Below are 23,320 nucleotides of genomic sequence, written 5' to 3' on the forward strand. Positions count from 1 at the left end.
ATACACAACCAAATGTGGGAGCGAGCCCGCTCCCGCAGTTGATCTCATTTCAAGATGAAAATTTGCGGAAGGCCCAGCGCCCGGCAATCAAGGTGAAGGTCGCCACCAACGCCACCAGAATCCAAAACCCCTCCGGATCCTGGGAAAGTGGCACACCCCCCACGTTCATCCCAAAAAAACCGGCAATGATGTTGATCGGCAATGCCAGCACCGTCACCACCGTAAGGGTGAACAACGTGCGGTTGCTTTGCTCGTTGAGGTTGGCTGCGATCTCTTCCTGCAGCAGCTTGATGCGTTCGCCCAAGGCCATCAGGTCGTTGATGATCAGCGCAAACTCCTCGGTGGATTTACGCAGTTCCTTCACGTCTTCCTTTTGCAGCCACTGCGGCGGGCGGTTGAGCAGACGCAGCAGCGAGCCCGGCTCCAGCGCCAGCAGGCGTTGCAGGCGCACCAGCACCCGGCGCGCGGCACCCAGTTCGGCGCGGTTGGTGGACAAGCGCGAGGACAGCAACTGGTCTTCGATATGGTCGACGCTGATGCTGGTCTTGCGCACGATCTGCGTCAGTACTTCACCCTGGTCGCGCAGCAGGTGCACCAGCAAGGCCAGCGGTGAGCGGAAGCTCTCACCAGCCTTTACCGACGAACGTAATTTGTCCACCGAGTGCAGTGGTTGCAGGCGCGCGCTGATCAACAGACGGCTGCGGGCGCAGACCCAGAGCGTGGAAATATCCGACGAGACCATGCTGCTGAAGTTGAACACCACGTCGTTGACCACTGCCAGCAAGGCCGAGTCGACATGTTCGATACGCGTGGAGCGCGAGCCTTCATGCAAGGCTTCGAAGAACTCTTCCGGCAGGTCCAGGTGTGCCTGCATCCAGCGTTCGCACGCCGCGTGGGCCAGGTTCAGGTGCAGCCACAAAAACGCTTCCGGGTCGGCCGGTTGCTGCAGGGCCTGAAGCGCCGTGGCCGAATCTATCTGCTCGCCCTTTTCACCGGGCCGAAAACGGAAACCGTAGAGCAAGCCAAACAGATCGGGATCCTGGTGGCTGTGATCAATGCTGTGGTTCATGGGGGCTCGCAGAGAAATGGCCTGTAGGACGTTTCACAGGTCGCGTGGGCGATCATTGCAAGGTGAAATGACAGTTTTGTGACGATTTTGGAATTATTTCGTTGTGGTGACATTTATTTGACCGGTTGTCAGCAACCGTTCAAGAAGCCTCCAGCTCGGCCGATTCATGGCATATGAACCGCCGTGGATGGGCGGTGCTTTGACGACAAGGACGTTAGGCGTGCACGCACCAATTCCTTGTATCGAGGCTTTTCCCCGATGAATGCTTTGCGAACCTCCTTGAGAGCACAAATCCTGTCGCTGCTCGGTGGCAGCCTGTTGGCGATGTTGCTGATCGCCCTGGCGTGTTTCAACTTCCTGTCCAACGGCGTGCAGAGTTATCGCAGTTTGATTGATGGGCCGTTACTGACTTCACAGATGATTGACGAGGCCAACCTGCAATTCAAAGTGCAGGTGCAGGAATGGAAAAACGTCCTGCTGCGCGGTAAGCAGCCTCAGGACATGGAGAAATATTGGGGCCAGTTCCAGGACCGTCAGCGCGATGTGCAAGACATCCTTACGCGGCTGGTCACCCAGACCACCGGCGACCCGACCCTGAGCCGGCGTATCGAAACCCTGCGCCAGGAACACGTGCAACTCGGCGTGGCCTACCAGAAGGGCCGCGATGCCTACGTAGCGGCGGGCGGCGATGCAACCGCCGGCGACACGGCGGTCAAGGGCGTGGACCGCGCTGCCAGCGAGCAGATGAGTGCACTGGTCAACGACCTGCGTGCGCACGGCAGCCAGCAATCCAAAGCCATTAGCGCCTACGCTGAGCGCACCGTGTTGGTGGGCCTGGCGGTTATGTTGCTGTCCGGTGTGTTGATCGGCCTGTTCAGCCTCTGGCTGATCAACCGTAACCTGATCCTGCCGATCCGCAGCCTGATCGATTACGTGACGCAACTGAGCCACGGTCGCTTCGCCGAGCGTGTGGCCAGCCGTCGCCAGGATGAGCTGGGCCATCTGGCCGCAGCGGCGAATACCTTGCGCGATTTTCTTGCCGAAACGTTCAGCCGCCTGCAGCGCAGCGCCACCGACCTGGTCAGCTCCAGCGGCGAGTTGAATGCGATCGCCGGGCAGATGGCGAACGGTACCAGCGATCAATTCAACCGCACCGACCAGGTGGCCACGGCCATGACGGAAATGTCGGCCACCGCCCAGGAAGTCGCGCGCCACGCCGCCAGTGCCTCCCGTGCTGCTGATGAGGCCGATCATTCGGCCCGCGAAGGTGGTGAAGTGATGAAGGTTACCATCGCCACCATCGGCCAGATGCGCAACGAGATCCTCAACACCGGCACCATCATCCGCCGCCTGGAAACCGATAGTGTGCGCATCGGCAAGGTGCTGGAAGTGATACGCGGGATCGCCGAGCAGACCAATCTGCTGGCGCTCAACGCCGCCATCGAAGCCGCGCGCGCAGGCGAGGCCGGCCGTGGTTTCGCGGTAGTGGCCGATGAAGTGCGCAGCCTGGCGCAACGCACGGCGGCGTCGATCATCGAGATCAACGGCATTATCGAGGCCGTGCAAACCGGCGCGGTGGACGCGGCCGAAGCCATCCTGAGCGGCCAGTCGTGCAGTGATGACAGTGTGGAGAAGGTGACGCAGGCCGGCGCCATGCTGGCTCACATCACCCAGGCGGTGGAGGCGATCCGCGACATGAACCGCCAGATCGCCACGGCTGCCGAGGAGCAGACGTCGGTGGCGGAGGATATCTCGCGCAACATCACGCAGATCACCACTGTGGCCACGGCCAACCTCGATAACGTCAAGCGCACCGAAGCGGCAAGCCACAACCTGCGCGGGTTGTCGAGCGAGTTGAATGAGGTGACGGCGCGTCTTGGCGCCTGATCGGGCATAAAAAAACGCCACACCCTAGGGTGGCGTTTTTTTTTGCGTATTCGACTCAAGTATCGAGTTTGTTTTCCAGGACTTCGCTGGTTTTGGCGTCGAGTTTCAGGTCCCACTTTTTGCCGGTGGTGTCGGTCAGGTCCACTTCGTAGACCAGGCGACCGGCTTCGTTGTCCAGCTCGGTGTCATTGATGGTGGCGCCGGGGTGTTTGGCCAGGGCGTCTTTGTTGAGCTGCTCGAAAGGCTTCACGGCGCCGGACTGCAACAGGCCTGGAATCTGGTCTGGGCGAACGTCTGCCTGAGCCAGGCCAGCAGTCAGGGTCAGGGCGGTAGCGGCGAACAAAGCGGTCAGGTTTTTCATGGTGTGTGTCCTTGTCTGGTGAGCTGTTTAAGTGGGGTCAGGTTATCCAGCGCAACTTAATTCATCCTTAATTATTTCAAGCGGTTGCGCAGTTTGTTCAATCCGACGCGCGCGGGGGATTTCATGCTGGGGGCTCACTTCAAAGGAGACTCGGCATGAAACGGTTAGTGAGTTGGATCTACGCGCCCGCCTTTTTGCTGGGGTTTATCGGTTGCGGACTCTGGCAGCCGAACAGCTTGATTCTGCTGTTCGTGATTGCCGTCGCAGTGTCATTCCTGGCAGAGCGGTGGTTGCCCTATGAACCGCAGTGGAATCGTAGCCTGGGCGATCGGCGGCGCGACACCTTGCACGCCTTGGTCAACGAAAGCCTGAATGCCGCTGGATTGTTGATCCTGCCGGGGCTCACGGCGCTGTTGGCGTTTGAAGGTATCTGGCCGCGTGGCTGGCCGCTGTGGGAGCAACTGCTGATGGCGATTGTGCTCGCTGATGCCGGTATTACCTTGATGCATTACGCCAGCCACCGCATTAGGCCGCTGTGGCGTTTGCATGCGGTGCATCACAGCGTGCAGCGGCTTTACGGTTTCAATGGGTTGATGAAGCATCCGTTGCACCAGATGCTGGAAGCCACGGCGGGGCTGCTGCCATTGATCCTGCTGGGCATTCCCTCTCCGGTGGCGCAGTTGCTGGCATTGGCCATCGCCGTTCAATTGCTGTTGCAGCATTCCAATGTGGACATGCGCCTGGGGCCGTTGCGCTGGGTGTTCGCCTGGGCGCCTGTGCATCGGTTTCACCATATGAAGTATGGTCGCGCCGGGGATGTGAATTTCGGGCTGTTTTTCAATCTGTGGGATTGGCTGCTGGGCACGGCGTTCTATCGCGAGGGGTATCGCATGGGGCCGGGAGATCTGGGGATTGGCAGTCGACCGGATTTCCCGGTGGCGTATGGGGAACAGTTGCGTGACCCGTTCAGGCCGGTTGCCTTGAGCAAGGAACCGGCACTGCCAGACGATTTACGCTAATAGCTGCACCTCCAGCTGGCGCAATGAGGCTGCCGCCGTGACGCCAAACAACTGCTTCATGGTCCGTGAGAAGTGCGCGGAATCAGCAAAACCCGCACCGTGCGCAGCGTCGGTCAGCGTGCCGCCGGCGAGTGCCAATTGCAGGGCGATGCGCAAGCGTCGCCATAGCACCAGGCGGCGCACGGGCAAGCCGAATTGATCCGAGAACAGCCGCTCCAGTTGGCTCAATGACAGGTGCGCCGCTTCGGCCAGGGCGTGGGCAGAAACCTTGCCGCTCAACTGCTGATCCAGTGCAGCAAGGGCACGCTCCACCCGTGGATCATCCTGCGTGCGCCGGGGGAGTTGGCGTAACCCGTCCAGGGACAGCTGTTCGTGGATCAACAGGTGTTGCAAGTGGGCGGTATCAAACACGGCGGGTTCGGCATACAGCACCCTCACCTCACCCTCAGTGTCGAGAATGGCGTGGGTCTGCCGCGAAGGGATAAACAGGCGATGGGCTGTGGTGACCTGGCCATCAAGGCTGACCGTGATTGGCCGGGCGCAGAGCATCAACTGATGGGCGTAATGCGCATGGGGCGCGGTGCGCCCCAGCTCGCCGAGGATCAGGCCGTAGTCACGCCCCAACCACAGGCGGCCTGACCATTGGGCCTTCACTCAGTACTTATAGTCGTTCAGCAGGTCCTGCACGCTGGACGACGGCCAGCGTTTGTAGAACTTCAGCAGTTCGGCGGCGCGGTTGGTGAAGATGCCATCGACGCCCGCTTTCATCACCTTCTCGAAGTCGACCGGCTCATCCACGGTGTAGACGTGTACCAGCAAGCCTTTGTCGTGGGTCAGCTTGTTCATCTCGGGTTTGACCAAGTCCGAATAGCTCTGGTCGCCGTGGTCTGTCAGCTCAGCCGATGGGCCGGTGCCGATGGCGCCGAGGTTCTTGGCTTCGTCGACCCATTTTTCGAACTCGGCAGCGTCCTTAGGCGCCTGCTTGGCGTAGTAGGCGGCCTTGGTTGGTTCGCCGGATTCGGCGAAGGTCTGCTTGTTTTTCGGTTCGATGCTGCCTTCGCCCACCCACAGCAGGAGGATTTTCGGGGTGTTGGGCATTTCGTTCTGCAGCGCTTTGAGGCTCGCCACTTCGAAAGTTTGCAGCACCACGCGGCCCTTGCCCTGGCCGACGCCGGTGTTGCTCTTGCCCAGCTTGGAACCGGCGGAACTCAGCCAGCCTTTGTCCAGCAGCTTGTTCTTCAGGTCGGCTTCGATGCCCGGGAATTGCTTGGGCTCCTTGGTTTCGATGTAGAGGCCGGGTTTGTGCTGCGGGTTGCCCTCGGCGATCTTGATGATGTCGTCCAGGCTCTGGATTTTCAAGCCGACGAAACCCGGGCGCGCACGGTCCGGGTAGGCGGCGTTGAACCAACTGCCGGCGTCGAGGGTTTGCAATTCTTTCCAGGTGAATTCGTTGGCCGGGGCGTCCTTGCGGTCGGGAAACTTGGTGGCCACGTCGGTGGTGCGCTGCAGGTTGTTGTCGTGCAGGGCGAACAGCACGCCGTCCTTGCTGCGTTGCAGGTCCAGTTCCAGGTAGTCGGCGCCCAAGTCACGCGCAACCTTGTAGGCGGCGGCGGTGGACTCAGGCGCGTCGTATGAAGCGCCCCGGTGGGCGATCACGGCAGGGTAGGGGATGCCTTCGTTAGTCGCCAATTCAGCCGGTCTGATCGGGTCGGCAGCCTGTGCTTGGCCAAGGCCGAGCATCAGGGCCAGCAGCAGGGCGCTCTTGGTAAACGTGACAGGCATATGCGAAGTCCTTTCGTGGAGGAGGCTTTGAGAAGGCCTCCTTTTTAACAATTGATGGCGAAAGGCGCTATCACCAAACCGACATTAAAGTGCGCATGGGCAAAATTTTCGGGTTTTTAGGGGATGCATTGCAGTACTCTTGCCCGAAGCTGCCCCATTAGAGGACGCTACTTTTTGCCACGCGTGTAAACCATCTTTCCAGTCCATATAGGACTTTTCAGTGAGGTTTACCATGCGCATCACCTCCGAGCTTATCTGCCAGGCCGCCGACCAACTCCACGGATTTGTTGGCCTCAACCGCAAGACCGGCCAGTACATCGTACGTTTCAGCGAAGACGCCTTCGGTATGGACGTGGCCGATGACGGCATCATCCCCACCGCCGAGTTTGTCTGGCTGCCGGCCCCGGAGCAGACCATGACCCTGTCCCGCGAGCGCCTCCAGTTGTTGCTGGATCAGAACATCGACGACCGCATCAACATCACCGAACCGCTGCGGGTGTACATGCGGAGGGCGGAGATTGCGCAGATCAGTGCGTTGCGCAGTCTGGTGAGCTGAATAACGAGGCCGATAAACTGTGGGAGCAAGCTTGTCGAATCGCAGCATAGCTAACTACACACTTTAAATATGATCGTGCGTAGCAGCTTTCGAGCCCTGGCGAGGCTGCGTTTGCGGCCTGTCTGACACAACGCTGACGCAGCCACGCCGTGGCTCGACAGTTGCTATGCAGAAAATGTATAGACCTCTGGCTATCGTAGCGATGCGGCGATCCGACAAGTCAGCTCCCACAGAATTTTTGGGCTGCTCTTCAGGCACTATTTCAATGGTGGAGTGTGTAAGCCCGCTCTACTTTGCACACCCGGGTCTGAAAGGCCGAGTACCAAGTGGCGCGCCCCTGTTCGCGCACCGCTCGATGCTCGGCGTGCTGCTTCCACGCCAAAATCGCCGCCTCACTCTCCCAGTACGACACGGTAATCCCCAGGCCATCTTCCCGTGCCGATTCCACACCGAGAAACCCCGGTTGTTCGCGCGCCAGTTCCAGCATGCGGTTGGCCGCCTGGCCGTAACCTTGATCGCCCTCGGTGCGCAGTGAGCTGAAAATCACCGCGTAGTAGGGCGGGGCAGGCGTGCGCGCGATCATGCCGACACCGCCTGACAGGCTTTGAGCAGGGCAATCGCCAAGGGTGGGGTGATGCCTTTTAATGCGTTGCGTTCGGGTTGGAACAGGGTGGCCACGAAGAACGGGTGGCCGAGCAGTTCCACCGCGCGCAGGTCACCTGCCGCGTCATGGCCACTGGGGATCAGATCGCCTTCCAGCAGGGCTTTGAGAAACTCAGGGTTCACGCCATAGCGGCAACGATAACCTTCCTGTACATCAAGAGTCCCGTAGGCTTCGGCGATGCGGGTGTAGGGCGCCAAACGCACGGTGTCGGTGGCTTCCACCAGTGTGCAGCTCAGTGGCGTGATCACCGCGCGCTTTGCATGCGGAGCGAGTTCGCCATGCTCGGCGTCCTTCCAGCCCAGCACATTGCGGGCATATTCCAACACCGCGTGTTGAAAACCGCCGCAGGTGCCGAGAAACGGACGCCGCTGTTCGCGGGCAAAACGGATCGCTCGCAGTGCGCCATCGGTGTCGCGGTAGGGACTGCCGGGCACGCACCAGAACCCGTCGAAGCCATGCAGTGACTGGGGCAGCGCATCCGTGTCGAGCCACTGGGTATGAACGATCAGACCCAAGGTGTCAGCTGCCTGTTGCAACGCCACGGGTATGGCCTGGTGGGCGATAACATCGGGGTTGTAATCGCCGATCAGGGCGAGGTGCAAGGGTGTGGCGTTCATCGTGTACGTCCCATGGCTTGTGGAGTCCTGGGGTGCACTATAGATTGGCGCCAACGCAATCAAAATTGGCGTTTGCCCACATGTTCAATGCAGCAACGCACTATTCAATTGACTACCCTGACCTGTCGCTGATCCTCGCCCTGGTGCGCGGCGGCACCCTCGCGCGGGCGGCGGCGTTGTTGCGAGTGGACGTGTCCACGGTGTTCCGCGCAGTGCGGCGCCTGGAGGCGGCGCTGGGCCAGACACTGTTTGAAAAGAGCCGCACGGGCTACTTGCCCACCAGCCTGGCAAGCAACCTGGCCCAGCAGGCGGAGCGCGCTGAACAAGCACTGGAGGCGGCGCGTGTTGGCGTGGAGCAGGGGGGTGAAGTGATCAGCGGCACGGTGCGCCTGACCTGTACCGATTCGGTGTTGCAGGGTTTATTGCTGCCGGCCCTGGCGCAATTCATGCCGCAGTACCCTGCGCTGATCCTGGAGCTGAGCACGTCGAATGATTTCGCCAACCTCAGCCGCCGCGACGCTGACATCGCCCTGCGCCTGACCCGCACGCCGCCGGAGCATCTAGTGGGCCGTCGCCTTGGTAGTGTGGCCTATCAGGTATGCGCCAGCCCTGGTTTCGCCCGCCAACATGCGGGCCGTGAGTTGGCCGACCTGCCCTGGATCGCCCCGGATGACTTCCTGCCCGACCACCCTACGGTCGCCTGGCGCCGCGTGCACCTGCCCGGTGTGCGCCCCAGTTATCGCTGCAACAGCATGTTGTCGGTCACCGAGTTGGTGCGGGCGGGGCTAGGGGTGGCGGCGTTGCCGGACTTTCTATTGGATGCAGGCCTGCAACCGCTGGGTCCCGCGTTGGCCGGGCACGATACGGCGTTGTGGTTGCTCACGCGCGCGGACTGCCGGGCGTTGCGCTCGGTGGTGACGTTGTTCGATGAACTGGGGCGGCGTATTGGGATGAAGTGTGGCACCGCCGCTCCCACCGGGGATCACGGGTGTTCTTGAGGTTTTCGGACAAAGTGCTCATGCATTTCACACGTCAGGCTTTCGATGTGTTCTGTCAGTTGTTTGGTCATTTCCGTAAGCCGGGTATTTTGCTCCAGCCGTTCCAGTAACCGTCTGGTGGCCTGCTCGGTCTGGGCCTGGCGCTCGGTATTGACAGTCACCAAGGCTTCGGGCTTTTCTGGGGGCATGCTGAGCTCGGGTCTTTTGCTTGCAGACAATTCAGCACTATTGACCGAGCCCCCCGGCAGGCACATGAAGAACCGGTCAGTTGCCGCCGCGCTCATTGGCAAACGCACTCACCGCCTGGACCGCCTCGCTGGTGCCTTCGCGAATCTGCAGGATTACCGTGCCGGCACGATTCGCCAGGTCGACCCCTTGCGCAGCGCGGTCGCGGGTGCCGTCCATGCTGTGGATGGCCTGGCGGGTTTCATCCTGGATCATCGCGATCATGCTGGAAATTTCCGTCGTGGAACCGCTGGTGCGCGCCGCCAGTTGGCGTACTTCATCTGCCACCACGGCGAACCCGCGACCTTGTTCGCCTGCACGCGCCGCCTCGATGGCGGCGTTGAGTGCCAGCAGGTTGGTCTGGTCGGCGATGCCGCGAATGGTATTGACGATGGTGGTAATCTGCTGCGAACGCTCGCCCAACTTGGCGATCAGTTGCGAAGAGCTATCGATGTCCGCGGCAATGTCGCGCATGCCACTGGCCGTTTGCTGGATTACTTCGGCGCCTTTTTCGGCGATGTCCCGAGTGGTCAGGGAGATGTGGTACGCCTGGGCCGCGCTGGCGGCGTCGGCGGCATGTTGTTGCACCATAGCGGTGACGTCGGAGGCGAACTTGACCACTTTGCACAGGCGCCCGCTGGCGTCGTACACCGGGTTGTAGTTGGCTTCGAGCCACACGGTTTGGCCATTTTTATCCACCCGCTCGAACTGGCCGCTGAACAATTCGCCCTGGTTCAGGCGCTGCCAGAAATCACTGTAGGCCGAGCTTTTGGTCATCTCTGCGGTGCAGAACATGCGGTGATGCTGACCCTGGATCTGCGCCAGGCTGTAGCCCATGCGCTGCAGGAAGTTTGCGTTGGCAGTGATGATGGTGCCGTCGAGGTTGAACTCGATCACCGCCATGGCACGGCCGATGGCCTCGAGTTTGGCATTGGCTTCGCTTTCGGCCTGTAGCCGTGGGGTGACGTCCATGGCGTACTTCACCACTTTGATCACTTGACCTGCGTCATCGCGCACCGGGTTGTAGCTGGCTTCCAGCCACACCGACTGGCCATCGCCGGCCACGCGTTCAAAGGTGCCGGACTGGAACTGGCCATTGCGCAAGGTCGACCACAATTGGTTGTACTCGGCGCTGCGGGCGAACGCTGGCGTACAGAACATTCGATGGGACTGCCCCTCGATCTGCTCGGCGCGGTAGCCCATGGTCTGGAGGAAGTTGAGGTTGGCTCGCAACACGTTGCCGGACAGGTCGAATTCGATCACCGCCATGGAGCGCTCTATGGCGTCCAGCAAGCTGGACTGTTGGGCAATGGTGTGTTGCAAGGTGTTGATGGTTTTTTTATGGGCGTTGAATAGCATGTTCGGGTGCTCGGGCAAGCAAACTTCTAGGGTTTCCGTGGGTATGCGCCTGCCCCCGTAAGGCATCCGCCATACGGTTGACTTGCTCATTGTCAGCTTCCTTGTGCTGACAGGGGGGGTGGACAACGGGTTCAGAGTGATCAGCCTGGCAAGAAGTTCGCCCCAGGGGCAGGACCTTTTTGGGTAGTCGACCAATGGTGGCATTGTGCTTCCTTCTCGGGTGCTGAGAGGAAGATTCAGACGAAGAGTCGTAGGACAACTTCAGGCGGAATGGGCAATCATTTCTTCGCTGACATTGACCCGGTTACGCCCGGTGTCCTTGGCGGCGTACAGCGCCCGATCCGCCGCATTCAGCCACATCGCGGCATCGGTGAAGAAGGGCTGGAAATCTGCCAGGCCGATGCTCAGGCTGACACGCAGCTCTGGGATCTGCGGGTTGCGATAATTGCAGAAGGTTTCGCGCATGCGTTCCATCACCTGCGCCGCCTCTTCCAACGGTACTTGCGGAAGAATCACACAGAACTCATCGCCACCGTAACGCCCCGCCAAGTCGTTTTCACGCAGATTGCGCCGCAGTTCCAGGCTCAATTGGCGCAGTACGGCATCACCGACGATGTGGCCGTGGGTGTCGTTGATCTGTTTGAAGTGATCGATATCAATCAAGGCAATCGTGGCGTGGCTTTGTTGCTGCTGGCACTTGTGGAACTTGAGGTGCAGCAGGTCTTTCCATGAACCGTGGTTAAGCAGGCCGGTGAGGCTGTCAGTGCGGCTGAGGGCGCTGAGCGCGCGTTTATGCTCCGACAGTTTGATCGCCAACTGGTAGCAGACCGCGCCGATGACCATGGGGTAGAGGGTCAACATCGGCAGGCAGGTGTAAACCTGAATGAGGCTGACACTGGGGTTGAACGTGAAGCCGAACAGCGCACCTGCGACTCCGATACCGGCGGCTTGCGCCAACAACCCGCGCAGGAACAGACGCTTGCCGCCCGCAGCGACGTTGTTCATGGTCATCATTGAAAGGATCGTCACGGTTGTCAGGGGCGTGAACTGCGTGGCCGCGGCCCAGAATCCACCACACAACGAGTCGTACAGCAGATTGCGCTGTTCGGCCTGATAGGGGAATTGCGAACGAGTCGAGAGTTGGTACGCCAGATGCGCCCAGGCAAAACCGTGGAACAGCAGGAATGCCCAGACCCAGCCCGGCATCGCGAGCGGATAAAGGGCGCCTGTGACACTGATGCAGCCGATACCAAAACCGATAATCCTTGGCTTGTAGATACGTCTGGCAAATGAAAGCCCTTTGCCTCGTCTGTTTTCCATAAATTCCTGGGGCCGTTCTTTTTCTGCGGGTGCAGCAATGTGCGTCAGCGGGTTGAACCGTTGCTCGGATAATAATTGTGAATTGTCAGTGATTCGCGTGGGAATAATCAGTGTCCTTCCAAGCCATTTGTGCAGGACAGCGTGCGAATACGTCAAAAACGACTAGGAATGTCGCTCAAGCAATGGTTTGTTACTGATGACTGGGAGGGGTGACCGCGTAGCCGGCCAGGAACAGGTCAATGGCTGACTCGATAACGCTGGCCTGATTGGCCGCGTCGAGTACCGGCTGGCCCAAAGTGATCTGCGGCCAGAATGCAAAGGCTTTGAGCAGGCTCTGGATCTGGTGCGCGGCAAATGCCGGGTCGCTGCAGTTGAGCCGGCCGTCCTCTTGAGCGGCGCGTACCCATTGGGTGAAGCCTTCTTCACGTTTGCTCAGACGGGTGACCATGTCTTGTGCGCGCTCTGGTGAGTGGATGGTGGCGGCGATCGCCACCCGGGCCAGGTCGAGGAAATTGGCGTCCGACATCATCTTCATCTTCGCTTCCAGCAACCCACGCAGTTGTTCACGCAGCGGGCGATCGCTGGCGTAGCTGACGTCGAGTTGTGCGACGCTGCTGGCCCAGAGTTGATGGAGTATTTCGGCGAACAACTCTTCCTTGCTGGGGAAGTGGTTATACACCGTGCGCTTGGAAACGCCGGCGGTGGCGGCGATCTTGTCCATGCTGGTGACCTCGAAACCGCAAACGCGAAACTCGGCGATGGCCGCTGCCACGATGGCTTCGCGTTTGCGGTCGGTGAGGCGTTGAGGGGCAGTCATGGGTAGCGCTCGGCTCTTCAGGGGAAATTACACTCGGTAGTTTACTTGCTCCGGATTTTGTTGCAATCTTGAAACTACACTGTGCAGTGTAACTTATACCGATCCGTAGGAGTCACCCGGTAATGGCCACGATCTCGTCCCGTGTCGATTCTTCGCCAGCAGCGCCCCGGCAAGACCAGGGCCACTTCAGCAATGATGCCCCTGTGCAGCAGGGTGGTTTTGGCAAGACCTTGCGTATTTTCTGGAACATGCTGTTCAACAAGCCTCGCAGCACGCGACCGGTGGGACAGATCCCGGTGCAACCGCTGACCCGCGAGCAGTTACTGGCGGCTCCGGATCACAGCGTGTTCCGCCTCGGGCATTCCACCGTACTGCTGAAAATGCGCGGTAAATTCTGGGTGACCGACCCGGTGTTCGCCGAGCGTGCGTCACCGTTCCGTTGGGCCGGCCCCAAGCGTTTCCATCAGCCGCCCATCAGTCTTGAGGAATTACCGCCGTTGGAAGCGGTAATTCTTTCCCACAACCACTACGACCATCTCGACCGCAAGGCTGTCGTCCAATTGGCTGACAAAACCCGCTATTTTCTTGCGCCCCTGGGCGTGGGCGACATCCTGGTGAAGTGGGGCGTGGAGGCAAGCAAAGTGCGGCAGTTGGATTGGTGGCAAGGCACCGAGGTGGATGGCATTCGCTTTGTCGCCGCGCCTGCGCAGCATTTTTCCGGGCGCGGCCTGTTTGATGCCAACCAGACTTTGTGGTGTTCCTGGGTGATGATCGATGGCGCGCGGCGGATCTTTTTCAGCGGAGATACCGGTTACTTCGATGGCTTTAAGCGTATTGGCGAACAGTACGGCCCGTTTGACCTGACGTTGATGGAAACAGGTGCTTACAACGTCGATTGGCCCCATGTGCACATGCAGCCGGAGCAAACCCTGCAAGCGCACATCGACCTCAAAGGCCGCTGGCTGCTGCCGATTCACAACGGCACCTTCGACCTGGCGTTTCACGCGTGGCACGAACCGTTTGACCGCATCATGGCCCTGGCTTGGGAGCGCAGCGTTTCGATTACCACGCCGCCGATGGGGCAGGCATTCAGCTTGAATCAACCCGAGCGTGGGTATGCATGGTGGTTGGAGGTGGAAACCCGAGGCGCACAGGAACACCTCGCCAACTGACGAAAGAGGTATCGGAAAAAGGAGTTATCAAGCTGTTTCAGAGCTGCGACAGGTGCCAGGCAAGGGTGCGATGATTCCCGGGAAGTCATTTCTCGGGGCAGATCTTATGGAGAGTAAGTGTGGGAAATATTGGCAAGCGGGTATGGCGTGTCCGACAGATCAACCCGCACCTGTGTTCGCTGAACGTTCAGGTCTGGCAATTACGTCCAAGGATCATGCGAGCCTGAGAGGCATCAATTTTGGTGTCGATCCCCGCGCTCATGATCAGCCTGTGAGCAGCGTTCCGGTCCCGGGGTATGACGCCCCAGGACTTCCCCTTAAACCCCTGCGCGACCCGTCGCTGTCTCTGATTGCCTTGAGTGGTGTCGATCCTTCTGGGCCGGTGATGGTGCAAGTGCCCCTCGTCCAAAATAACAGCCCCTTTACGCCAGCCCAGGCGTTGAGCGGCAGGCGCGTGGGGTTTGCCGAGCGGTTTGCCGGCGGCCATGAACATGCGTTCATAGACCACAGCCCATCCTTCCTGAGAGCGCTGGACATCCTGTCACGGGCGGGGGCTCAGCCGGTGCCGGTGCTTGCCCACCAAGGCAATGGCCGGCAGTACACGCGCAATGAAATCGATGAACTTGTGCATGAATATCAACTGGACGCGTTGGTGTCTGACAGCCGCAGCGCCGCGTTCCATAGCGCTTGCAGGAGTGGGTATCCGGTGCTTGGCGAACCACTGGGGGATGGTGCGACACTTTGGTTCTACGGTGCGCAATGGTCGAGGGATTCGCTGAAAAGCCTGGTACAGGGGTATCGGAGCGTTCGGGATCTGATGGATGCAGGAGTGGCTACCCACAGCGTTGAATAATCCTACGTTGTAAATGACCTGCGTCGCGCTGCTGAACGGGGGATGGGTTTTTAGGCTGGGGCACGGATCAATTTGGGTCCTTCGTCATTTCTTACCCCCGAAGAGGTCTTATGTTAGGTATCGCATATGGTATGGGCTCCATCGTTCGGCAACTCGTGCAGTCTTTTGCTGGCGACTACGCGCCCGTAGCGTCAAAGGCAGTTCCTCCAGGTACCGAGTACCTGAGTGTCAAAGAACTCGGCACGCAAATGGCCCGGTCGGACGGGCTAACATCGGCCGATCTGGTCACTTACCTGCAGGAACGGATTCGCAAGGTGGACCCGCAACTGAGCTCCGTCATTGAACTCAATCCTGAAGCACTTGAGACCGCACGCGAGTTGGATCGTGAGCGAGCCAGCGGCAAAGTGCGCGGGCCGCTGCATGGCATTCCTATTTTGCTCAAGGACACCATTGAAACCTCAGGCATGCAAACCAGTGCAGGTGCGTATGGACTGTTCGGCGCAACGGCCGGCAAGAACGCGCCGTTGGTTGATCGCCTGATTCAGCAGGGCGCGGTGATCCTGGGTAAAACCAATATGACCGAACTGGCTGGGTTTCGAGGTGGCCCTGACGGCTGGAGTAGCCGGGGTGGGCAAACCCGCAACCCTCACCATCCTGATGCTGACGTCGGCGGTTCCAGCTCCGGTTCCGCCGCCGCAGTCGCCGCTGGCCTGGCACCCTTGGCGGTGGGGGCTGAAACCAATGGCTCGATCATTGTGCCGGCAGCGTTCAATGGTGTTGTCGGGCTCAAGCCCAGCGTCGGTCTGCTGGATCGCAATGGGATTATCCCCGCGAGCCAGCGCCAGGACACACCGGGCCCGATGGCTCGCTCGGTGTTCGACGTAGCGCTGATGCTCAACGCCATGTCCGGCAGCGATCCTCAGGACCCAGCGAGTGTAGGCGCGCCCCAAGGTATTGATTACACCGAGCTACTGGTTTCGGGCGCCTTGAAAGGCAAGCGTATTGGATATCCCGCGACGTTCTCCGCACATGGCGAAACCCTGCCAGTGGTGAATAGTGTGCAATTTGGCCGGACACTTGAGGTGCTTCGCGAGCAGGGTGCGGTATTGGTGCCGGTCAACATGCGCCTGGCCGATGCTTCACGCTACGACGAGTTGCTACTTTCGGATGTGAAAGAGGAGTTGAATGGTTACCTGGCCCAGCGCTCGGGCTTGCCGGTCAAGTCACTGACCGAACTGATCAAGTTCAACGATAAACGCGATGGATCCGACGCGGATCATCAGCCAGTGCTCAAGCAAATCAGCGCTTCAACCCTGACGCCGGAGGAGCGCAAGCCACTGTGGGACGCGCTCATCCAGGATTTTCGCAGCACGGTGGACGGCCCTATCAAGTCGGAAAAACTCGACGCCATGGTCTCGGATTTCGAGACCAACAGTTACTTCGGTGTCGCAGCGGCCGGCTACCCAGGGATCGCCGTACCTTCCGGGACGAACGAGGACGGGCTACCGACCAGTGCGTACTTTTTTGGTACCCGCTGGTCCGAGCCCACTTTGTTGGCAGTGGCCCATGGGTATGAGCAGGCAGCCCAGGCGGCAATCAAGCCTGGGCTTTGACCGGGCACATAATTTCACATCACAAATGGGGCGTCGGGTACTGCAACCGCCGTCCTGAGGTTCCCGGCGTCTTCGATCAGTGCCATGGAGGGCCGCCATGGCCTACAGAATTTACATCCTCGGTGCAGCGGGCGCCGGTACCACGACGTCGGGCAAGGCCTCGGCCGAATGCTTGAACGTTGCCTATTTTGATTCGGACAACGTTTACTGGCAGCAGACGCCAAACTATTCCACCGTCGCACGCCCCGAAGATGAACGCATCCGCCTGCTGCAGGACCCGACCACCGATCTCGAAGGTTGGGTGCTGTCCGGCTCACTGTGCGGCTGGGCCGACCCCATGATCCCGCACTTCACCCACGTGGTGTTCCTGCGCCTGGATTCGGAAGTACGCCTGCACCGTCTGCTCTTGCGGGAAGTGCAGCGTTACGGCGCTGAAATCCTCCAAGGTGGTAGCCGACATGAAAATAGCGTGGCCTTTCTGGCCTGGGCTGCCCGCTATGATGGCGGTAACCACAGCCTGGGTAGCTTGCGTCGGCATGAAACCTGGTTAAAGGCGCTGACGTGCCCGGTGATAGGGCTGGACTCTACGCACCATTCGGTTGAGGGGTTGGTGAGTCAATTGATGCCGTTGTTGTGCCGATCAAGCGGGAGATGATGCCTTGGGGTGTGGGCTCGGTTGAGGTCGTGTCAAACCGGCGCACACTCATCCCCCACCCCGGCGCAAACCCCGGGAAAAACACCAACCCCTCGGCCTCCAACCGAAACGCCAATGCCAGGCGGGTTTCATCACCCACATCGCGCTGGCGTTCAAACTGTTGAACCGCCTCCACCGACACACCTGCCAGGCGGGCCAGGTCTTCCCGGCTCCAGCCCAGCATCGCGCGTGCCTGTACGCTGTGTTTGGCGGTGAATTGATGCAGGACGATCTGCTGTTCTACGAAAGAGCTCATTGCCAGAGAGGACATGGGGTTTCTCCAGGGTTCGACGGGGAGGACAAACTATACTGTGTTTTTGTACAGTTGTTTTGACCGCTCATCAACTGGATATTTTTCAGCGCCTGCTTTGGACTATTTTGAGGCCTGCAACATCGTGCCTTCGAGCTGGATCTCCGCTCGGCCGAATTGACCGCGTGGATTGCGATATTCAAACTCTGAGAGAGACGCAGGAGGGGGTGATGGCTATTTCCGAAAGCGATTGGAAGAAATGTAAAGCGCTGAGAAAAATCGCGCTGGAGCGGTTCCACCTTGGCGTACTGAGTGACGCGAAGTCTGTCAGTGAGAACGGAACGGTGCATTGTCTCCGGTCAACCGCTACAGAACGCTCTACTGCCTTGTTAGGGGCCGTGACAAGGACATTGTTGAAATATTCGACGGATTCAGTCGTTCACGCGCCCTCAGCAATCTGGCTATGAGGGTGGCTCATGATTTGTTGACGGATACTGAGCTTGCCGTGCTCAGCGAGGACGCTCGGGATGCCATTAGCTATGCGGTCAGGCAGCCTTATGAAATCAATTGGGTTGATGAACCTGAATCAGACCCCTGAGTATTGGCTTAGGCGCCCTGTTTAGTCTTTAAGGAAAAACGGTGACATTAACGTTCAATTGTTCACAAGCTGCCTGTGATTTCTTCAGCCGCATTCATAAGGGCAAAAAAATCACAACGGTTCATCAGGCGCCTCCGACGCAAGCTTCAGGCGAGGATCTGCATACCAACCCCGATCAATGGCTGGTGCACGCAGCAACCGTTCAGCGTAAACATGTACTGCTGGCGATTCACTTGAAAACCCGTTATTGCATGCTGTTTTTTGACATGAAAAAAGCTGATGCCGAAGGGTTTGTGCAGACGTTTATCAACCGCTGGACAAACGGTGTCATGGATTTGGCCATGAAGGGCGGGCTACTGGACTTTGTTGATCCGCAAATCATCGAGCAGTTATCGAACGATTTGCGCCAATCCTTTCTTATGCTCCAGCGCGGCGATCGCAGTGGCCAAACACACATCAATGAAGTGCTTCGATTTTTCAAATGGGATGCTGAAGATTTTGATTTTGTAAACCAGCCCTGGAGCGCTGTTCGCTACGACGCTCTTACTAATCAAAGACCTAGAAGCGTCAAGCAGCAGAAGGGTTACATCTACCCCGATGAGGAGATGTTGATTCACTGGTTGATCACCGTAGGCCGCGTGCCTGTTTCGAAAGCGGAACAGGTTCGTGAGATCTATCGGCACGCGTTACGTGCGCAGGTTGATTAAAGCCCTTCCACCCCCGGCGCCTCACGAATGATCAAGTGATCCAGGTTTTCGATATCTGCGCTGAACACCCCAAATGTCTGCTCGGGATTTTTCTTGCTCGGCACCTGCTTCAGCTCCGGCGTCACCCCGTAGAAGAAACAATACAATGCCCGCTCACTGTCCACCGCAGCCTTGATCTGCTCCAGGAACGCCGTGCGCTTGCGGTAGTTCTCAATGAGTTTCTTGCTCAGGTAAACGTTGACCGAATAAGGCTTTTTATCGAGCCACAGTTTTTTCTCGAAGTCGATGCGAACGCTACTGGTGTAGTGCTTGATCGCCTTGATCTTGCCCCAGTAGATCAAGCCCTTGTTGTCTTGCAGGTATTCGATCTTCTTGAAAAACGTCCAGTAGCTTGCCGTGTGCTCGCCGATCTTCAACGGCATGCTTTTGAGCTTGTCCTTGTCGTCGATGTTGGACACATAGCATTCCACTGGGTGGGCGAAGACGCTGGTTTTGTCTGGAGTGCTGTCGGTGGTGCTATGGGATGTGGACACACGAGTTGAAGGTGTTTTCGCTGCATCTTGAGGGATGTTTCCCTCCGTGCCAGTCAGGGGCGCCTTGCGCTCGTACTGACGCCGCGTAAGCACAAATTCCGATGGGAAATTTTCCTCGCGCTCGTCGTCACCTTCACCCGTAGTGGTTTTGTGCGTGCTGGCGTAGCGGCAGCCGTCGATATGCTGGGTGCTGGTCTTGTTCTTGAAATGCGGCGTGCGCTGATAGTTAACGTTCTTCGCGTTGAAAGTGCTCAGCGTATTGCCGCCCGTATCAAACGTCGCGCGGCAGGCATCGTTGGGGCACAGGAAGCTGTCCTTGTCTGAGTCGAAATCAGCGGTTTCGTCGAAATTCAGGTCGCGTACGTCGTAGATCGATAGCTTGTCGTCGAGACTCAGGCTGTAGGCCGTGTCGAATTTCATGGGGCTCGGGTCCGTGAGATGAGTAGCGCGATACTACGCAAATATCAGCCCTATGGAGATCAAAAATGTGGGAGCGAGCCCCTCCCACATTAGATGTGTAGTGTTGGGGGCGGCGGGTTCTCAGCCACGCGTCGCCCACTCATGAAGCACAAGGTGCCACCGATTACTGTGAGTGCACCAAGGGTATAGAACATGCTGGCGGGCTGCGCACTCCACGCCATCCGACCACCCGTTCCACGCTCATCCGGCCAGGCAGTCGGAGCGCAGCGACGCAGGTTTGCATTGTTAGTCTGAAGTCCCTGTCGTCGTCAATTTCGTTGCGCGTCTGCGCATCGATTCGCCCTTCAGTTCGATCCGATAAGCGTTGTGCACCAGCCGGTCGAGGATCGCGTCGCCCAAGGTCGGATCGCCTAGCAGCGCGTGCCATTTGTCCACTGGCATCTGGCTGGTCACTAGCGTCGAGCGGTTACCGTATCGGTCGTCCAGCAGTTCAAGCACGTCCACCTCACCACTGCTTTCAACCTGATCCTGCGCCACAACGCGCCGAGAAACCCTTTGGTAAAAGCCTTTGCCAGAGCCCTGGGCGTAGACCTCAAAGCCACTATCTGACGCTACTGCCAAGCACCTTTCCACCTAGCGACAGAGATCAAATGTGGGCGTTGTCGACCCCATCAACCTGTATCCCTCTATACGAGCCGTTATCGTTTTCAACGCGAATGGTGGATTTATTAGCAAATTTGAGTATGCATTAGCGTTTTCGTGGTCACGAAATTATCGTTTTCGCCTACTATCTCCTGATAGTTATCGTTTTTTAGTTCTCGTTAGGGGATTCGACAATGCAAGTAGGCTTCAAGGCACTCGCTGACCGCTACCGTATCGCCCTTGCACAGCCGCTACGCGTCGAATCGGTAATTGGTACGACACGTATGACCCACGAGAGCAATGGACATGTCGAACGCAAGTACCCCATCAGCTACCAGCCGTCGGACGACTTTGCGGGGCATTTCGAGTTCGGGCTCAAGTATGAAGAAATTCATCTTGAATTTTTCGCTCGCTTATTTGCTGCCGCCGGCCCCGAACCCGTTGAAGCCTGGTGCCGGCAAACGCCCTTTGGTCAATATGCCCGCCGCACCGGATTCCTTTACGAATGGGTAACCGGACGGCAGCTTGATGTGCCAGACGTCACCAATGGCGGCTATGTCGATGCTGTTTCATCGCAGCATTACCTGACCCGCGTTGAGCCTCTAAGGATACGACGCTGGCGCATCAACGATAATCTTCCCGGCGTGCCAGCGTTCTCCCCTATGATCCGCCGTACCGAAGCTGTACAAGACGCGCTGCAGTTTGATCTGGGTGCAGCACTGCGAGAACTGAACCAGACCTTTGGCGCCGATATCCTGATGCGCACGGCAAGTTGGCTGACGTTCAAGGAGTCGCGTGCCAGCTTTTTGATAGAGAGAGAGGCAGACAAAGCCGACAGGATCCAGCGGTTTGCCCACGTGATCGCCAAATACTGTGGCCATATCGAGGATCCGTTGGGCAACGAAAGCCTGCACACGTTGCAAGCCGGTATTTTGGGAGACGAGGCTCTCGGGCTGGGCTTGCGGCGCTCGCCGGTCTTTGTGGGGCAGGCGACCATGCGCGAGGACCTCGTGCACTACATTGCGCCGCAATTTGAGGTGCTGACGCAACTGCTCAATGGCTTGAAAGCATTCGAGCTGGCAACACGAGGTTCTGAGTCCCTGGCCCGGGCAGCTGTAATCGCTTTCGCCTTCGTTTATATCCACCCCATGCGGGACGGCAATGGTCGGATCCATCGCTTTCTTATCAACGATACCTTGATCCGTGATAATGCGGTGCCTGATGGCGTGATCCTGCCGGTATCAGCCACGATTACAAGTTCGATTGATTTTCGGGCGCGTTACGTTCGCACGCTGGAGGTGTTTTCGCGACCATTCATGCAACGCTACGCCGCGTCTTATCGGTTTGGCGAACTCGTCGTCTACGATGACGGCACCCGCAGCAACCTGGTCTTTGATGACTATGAAGATGCGCAATTCGCGTGGCGCTATCCCGATTTGACTGAGCATGTCCTGTATACGGCACAGCTTGTGGCGCATACGGTCCTGACAGAGATGGCTGATGAGGCGCGTGTATTGGTCATTTTTCAGCGCGCTCAGGAGCAGCTCAAAGAAGTGCTGGAAATGCCGGATCAGGACGCAAACCGCGTCATTCGCTCGCTAAAGGAAAATGGCTGGCAGATATCGGCGAAATTGAAAAAAGCGTATCCGCAGTTGGAAGTTGCTCACTTAGCCGAACGGGTAGTGGAAGCGGTGCGATCCGCATTTGAAGAACAAGAATCGGGTAGCGTTAACGAGTGATCGGGATGGGCCTATGCGGCCACTCAACCCCGGGCACCCCATGCTAGTGCGTTACCCAGTCTGACACCGATCAAACGGTGGGTGCTGTCGAACCCCAGCCATGCTGCGATGGGATCACCTCGATCCCCCCGCCAACCCCAACCCCAATGCCCCGCATCACCGCTTCAACCGACCCCGATTTTTCTTCTTCGCATGAAAATGCCGAAAATGCGCATCCTGCGCCGCCGCCAACAACTCCCGATCCCCACGTGTATCGCCCCAGGCCCTGAGCCGATAATCCCCCAGGTCTCCGTACACTGCCTCAAGGCGCAGCACCTTGTTCTTACACCGACAATTATTGCCGGTCAGGCGCCCGGTCAGCACCCCGTCGACCACCTCAAGCTCAGTCCCGATCAACTTGATCCCGAGCCGATTGGCAAACGGCTGCAACACCAACGCCGGCGAAGCCGAGCACAACGTCACCTCAGCCCCGGAGCCCAACTCCTGCTCCACCGAAAGCACCCCGGACGGCCGCATCAACCGCGCCCAATTGCGCTGGCAATACTCCTCGGCCTTCTGCTGCACCCACGCCTTCTCCACCCCGGTCATAAAGGTGCGGATCAACTGCGCCTTCAACTCATCCCGGCTGATCTGCCGCAACAAGAAACGCAGCCCAGGCACGGCGAGTTTTACCATCCGGCCATAAAACTCGCCGGTGCCGAAGGCAAACTTGAGGAAGGGCACGAAACTGTCGTGGTGGGTCAGGGTGCCGTCGAAGTCAAAGACGGAGAGTACTTTGGCGTCTACGGGGCCGGCTTCGAGCATGTCTGGGTTCACGGGGTGGCCTCGGTCCTATCTAATATTTTAGGTGCGTGTCAGGTGTTACAGCGGGAGATTACTCCCGTGCCAATCTTTGGACTTTCGTAGAGCCCGTCGATGAAGGCTACCTATCACTTTATCGGTGCAACACTGATGGCAATTGGGATGCAAGGCTACAGCATTGCTCGTACGATCCGAACCCTCTCGGCGAGGTGGTTAGCGCGATGTGCTTCAAGCAATGGCGAATCAACGCACATAAAAAAGCCCTGAACAAGTCAGGGCTCCTTGATGTTGCTTGGCTTAGGAATCAATCCCAGCTCAACGCGCCGCCAGTCTGATACTCGATCACACGAGTCTCAAAGAAATTCTTCTCTTTCTTCAAGTCCATGATCTCGCTCATCCACGGGAACGGGTTGGTGGTGCCTGGATACTCTTCTTTCAAACCAATCTGCGACAGGCGACGGTTAGCGATGAACTTGAGATAGTCCTCCATCATCGCTGCATTCATGCCCAGCACGCCGCGCGGCATGGTGTCGCGAGCGTATTCGATCTCCAGTTGCGTCCCTTGCAGGATCATCTGGGTCGCTTCTTCCTTCATCTCGGCATCCCACAAATGCGGGTTTTCGA

The 23,320-nt window shown here is 58.5% G+C and carries 23 protein-coding genes and 5 pseudogenes; 12 read left to right on the plus strand and 16 right to left on the minus strand.

Annotated elements, in window-relative coordinates; genetic code table 11:
* Positions 1-49 precede the first annotated feature (49 nt).
* A complete protein-coding gene (locus AACY30_RS08900) occupies positions 50-1,069 on the minus strand; it encodes a transporter (protein ID WP_339470205.1) in 1,020 nt (339 codons plus the stop codon).
* An 843-nt stretch (positions 1,070-1,912) separates the two neighbouring features.
* On the opposite strand from AACY30_RS08900, the pseudogene AACY30_RS27410 reads away from it, so the two are divergent.
* Positions 1,913-2,023 (plus strand): annotated as a pseudogene (locus tag AACY30_RS27410) (hypothetical protein); the annotation flags it as partial.
* Positions 2,024-2,251: 228 nt separating this feature from the next.
* Positions 2,252-2,956, plus strand: a complete 705-nt coding sequence (locus AACY30_RS27415; RefSeq protein ID WP_445261422.1) for a methyl-accepting chemotaxis protein — start codon at positions 2,252-2,254, stop codon at positions 2,954-2,956.
* A 55-nt stretch (positions 2,957-3,011) separates the two neighbouring features.
* Here AACY30_RS27415 and AACY30_RS08910 read toward each other — a convergent pair whose 3' ends face one another.
* Complete coding sequence (locus AACY30_RS08910) at positions 3,012-3,317, minus strand: PepSY domain-containing protein (protein WP_339470208.1); 306 nt, start codon at positions 3,315-3,317, stop codon at positions 3,012-3,014.
* Between the two features lie 155 nt (positions 3,318-3,472).
* Between AACY30_RS08910 and AACY30_RS08915 the strand changes: the two genes are divergently transcribed.
* Entirely contained in the window at positions 3,473-4,336 is an 864-nt protein-coding gene (locus tag AACY30_RS08915) for a sterol desaturase family protein (protein ID WP_339470210.1), read from the plus strand.
* On the opposite strand, the gene AACY30_RS08920 is transcribed toward AACY30_RS08915, so the two are convergent.
* Both AACY30_RS08920 and AACY30_RS08925 read right to left on the minus strand, forming a co-directional pair.
* Complete coding sequence (locus AACY30_RS08920; RefSeq protein WP_339470212.1) at positions 4,328-4,990, minus strand: helix-turn-helix domain-containing protein; 663 nt, start codon at positions 4,988-4,990, stop codon at positions 4,328-4,330. The genes AACY30_RS08915 and AACY30_RS08920 overlap by 9 nt on opposite strands.
* Entirely contained in the window at positions 4,991-6,118 is a 1,128-nt protein-coding gene (locus tag AACY30_RS08925) for a glycerophosphodiester phosphodiesterase family protein (RefSeq protein WP_339470214.1), read from the minus strand.
* Positions 6,119-6,350: 232 nt separating this feature from the next.
* Here AACY30_RS08925 and AACY30_RS08930 point away from each other — a divergent pair, with 232 nt between their 5' ends.
* Positions 6,351-6,674: a DUF2025 family protein gene (locus tag AACY30_RS08930; RefSeq protein WP_339417066.1), complete on the plus strand. Its 324-nt coding sequence runs from the start codon at positions 6,351-6,353 to the stop codon at positions 6,672-6,674.
* A gap of 262 nt (positions 6,675-6,936) precedes the next feature.
* Here AACY30_RS08930 and AACY30_RS08935 read toward each other — a convergent pair whose 3' ends face one another.
* Both AACY30_RS08935 and AACY30_RS08940 read right to left on the minus strand, forming a co-directional pair.
* The gene (locus AACY30_RS08935) at positions 6,937-7,257 is read right to left on the minus strand and encodes an antibiotic biosynthesis monooxygenase family protein (protein WP_339470216.1); all 321 of its coding nucleotides are present in this window, start codon (positions 7,255-7,257) and stop codon (positions 6,937-6,939) included.
* Positions 7,254-7,955, minus strand: coding sequence for a CTP synthase C-terminal region-related (seleno)protein (locus AACY30_RS08940; protein ID WP_339540176.1), 702 nt, complete (start codon positions 7,953-7,955; stop codon positions 7,254-7,256). Before AACY30_RS08940 ends, AACY30_RS08935 begins: the two co-directional genes overlap by 4 nt.
* Before the next feature lie 80 nt (positions 7,956-8,035).
* Here AACY30_RS08940 and AACY30_RS08945 point away from each other — a divergent pair, with 80 nt between their 5' ends.
* Complete coding sequence (locus AACY30_RS08945; RefSeq protein ID WP_339470220.1) at positions 8,036-8,953, plus strand: LysR family transcriptional regulator; 918 nt, start codon at positions 8,036-8,038, stop codon at positions 8,951-8,953.
* Here AACY30_RS08945 and AACY30_RS08950 read toward each other — a convergent pair.
* From AACY30_RS08950 to AACY30_RS08965, 5 genes and pseudogenes are all read right to left on the minus strand, one after another.
* A pseudogene (locus AACY30_RS08950) lies at positions 8,938-9,123 on the minus strand (DUF1003 domain-containing protein); the annotation flags it as partial. The gene AACY30_RS08945 and the pseudogene AACY30_RS08950 sit on opposite strands and share 16 nt — an antisense overlap.
* 94 nt (positions 9,124-9,217) lie before the next feature.
* Entirely contained in the window at positions 9,218-9,769 is a 552-nt protein-coding gene (locus AACY30_RS27420) for a methyl-accepting chemotaxis protein (RefSeq protein ID WP_406984835.1), read from the minus strand.
* Positions 9,770-10,741: pseudogene (locus tag AACY30_RS27425) on the minus strand (PAS domain-containing protein); the annotation flags it as partial. It abuts the gene before it with no gap.
* 57 nt (positions 10,742-10,798) lie between these two features.
* Complete coding sequence (locus tag AACY30_RS08960; RefSeq protein ID WP_339540177.1) at positions 10,799-11,857, minus strand: diguanylate cyclase; 1,059 nt, start codon at positions 11,855-11,857, stop codon at positions 10,799-10,801.
* A 190-nt stretch (positions 11,858-12,047) separates the two neighbouring features.
* The gene (locus tag AACY30_RS08965) at positions 12,048-12,674 is read right to left on the minus strand and encodes a TetR/AcrR family transcriptional regulator (RefSeq protein ID WP_339540178.1); all 627 of its coding nucleotides are present in this window, start codon (positions 12,672-12,674) and stop codon (positions 12,048-12,050) included.
* 122 nt (positions 12,675-12,796) lie between these two features.
* Here AACY30_RS08965 and AACY30_RS08970 point away from each other — a divergent pair, with 122 nt between their 5' ends.
* From AACY30_RS08970 to AACY30_RS08985, 4 genes are all read left to right on the plus strand, one after another.
* Positions 12,797-13,846 carry an MBL fold metallo-hydrolase gene (locus AACY30_RS08970; protein WP_339470225.1) on the plus strand — a complete coding sequence of 350 codons (1,050 nt, stop codon included), beginning with the start codon at positions 12,797-12,799 and terminating at the stop codon, positions 13,844-13,846.
* A gap of 271 nt (positions 13,847-14,117) precedes the next feature.
* Positions 14,118-14,699 (plus strand): hypothetical protein, encoded by a 582-nt coding sequence (locus tag AACY30_RS08975; RefSeq protein WP_339470227.1) that lies wholly within the window; start codon positions 14,118-14,120, stop codon positions 14,697-14,699.
* Positions 14,700-14,809: 110 nt separating this feature from the next.
* Entirely contained in the window at positions 14,810-16,312 is a 1,503-nt protein-coding gene (locus AACY30_RS08980) for an amidase family protein (protein WP_339540179.1), read from the plus strand.
* Positions 16,313-16,409: 97 nt separating this feature from the next.
* On the plus strand, positions 16,410-16,967 hold the full coding sequence (locus AACY30_RS08985) for a hypothetical protein (protein WP_339540180.1): 558 nt from the start codon (positions 16,410-16,412) through the stop codon (positions 16,965-16,967).
* Here the strand turns inward: AACY30_RS08985 and AACY30_RS08990 are convergent.
* Positions 16,897-17,277 (minus strand): helix-turn-helix domain-containing protein, encoded by a 381-nt coding sequence (locus tag AACY30_RS08990; RefSeq protein WP_339428512.1) that lies wholly within the window; start codon positions 17,275-17,277, stop codon positions 16,897-16,899. The genes AACY30_RS08985 and AACY30_RS08990 overlap by 71 nt on opposite strands.
* 618 nt (positions 17,278-17,895) lie before the next feature.
* On the opposite strand from AACY30_RS08990, the gene AACY30_RS08995 reads away from it, so the two are divergent.
* Positions 17,896-18,561 (plus strand): DUF6933 domain-containing protein, encoded by a 666-nt coding sequence (locus AACY30_RS08995; protein WP_339540181.1) that lies wholly within the window; start codon positions 17,896-17,898, stop codon positions 18,559-18,561.
* Here AACY30_RS08995 and AACY30_RS09000 read toward each other — a convergent pair.
* Positions 18,558-19,514 carry a hypothetical protein gene (locus tag AACY30_RS09000; protein WP_339470238.1) on the minus strand — a complete coding sequence of 319 codons (957 nt, stop codon included), beginning with the start codon at positions 19,512-19,514 and terminating at the stop codon, positions 18,558-18,560. The genes AACY30_RS08995 and AACY30_RS09000 overlap by 4 nt on opposite strands.
* Positions 19,515-19,799: 285 nt before the next feature.
* Positions 19,800-20,015: pseudogene (istB, locus tag AACY30_RS09005) on the minus strand (IS21-like element ISPre4 family helper ATPase IstB); the annotation flags it as partial.
* Here istB and AACY30_RS09010 point away from each other — a divergent pair.
* Positions 20,007-20,123 (plus strand): annotated as a pseudogene (locus tag AACY30_RS09010) (LysR family transcriptional regulator); the annotation flags it as partial. The pseudogenes istB and AACY30_RS09010 sit on opposite strands and share 9 nt — an antisense overlap.
* Positions 20,124-20,350: 227 nt before the next feature.
* Positions 20,351-21,895 (plus strand): Fic family protein, encoded by a 1,545-nt coding sequence (locus AACY30_RS09015; RefSeq protein ID WP_339540182.1) that lies wholly within the window; start codon positions 20,351-20,353, stop codon positions 21,893-21,895.
* A 156-nt stretch (positions 21,896-22,051) separates the two neighbouring features.
* Here the strand turns inward: AACY30_RS09015 and AACY30_RS09020 are convergent, their stop codons facing one another.
* Both AACY30_RS09020 and AACY30_RS09025 read right to left on the minus strand, forming a co-directional pair.
* On the minus strand, positions 22,052-22,699 hold the full coding sequence (locus AACY30_RS09020) for an HAD-IB family hydrolase (RefSeq protein WP_339472242.1): 648 nt from the start codon (positions 22,697-22,699) through the stop codon (positions 22,052-22,054).
* Between the two features lie 301 nt (positions 22,700-23,000).
* A partial coding sequence (locus AACY30_RS09025; RefSeq protein WP_198721657.1) for a ribonucleotide-diphosphate reductase subunit beta occupies positions 23,001-23,320 on the minus strand: 320 nt, incomplete at its 5' end.

It is taken from the genome of Pseudomonas sp. RA_5y_Pfl1_P24 (assembly GCF_963970945.1).
GTDB lineage: Bacteria > Pseudomonadota > Gammaproteobacteria > Pseudomonadales > Pseudomonadaceae > Aquipseudomonas > Aquipseudomonas tritici.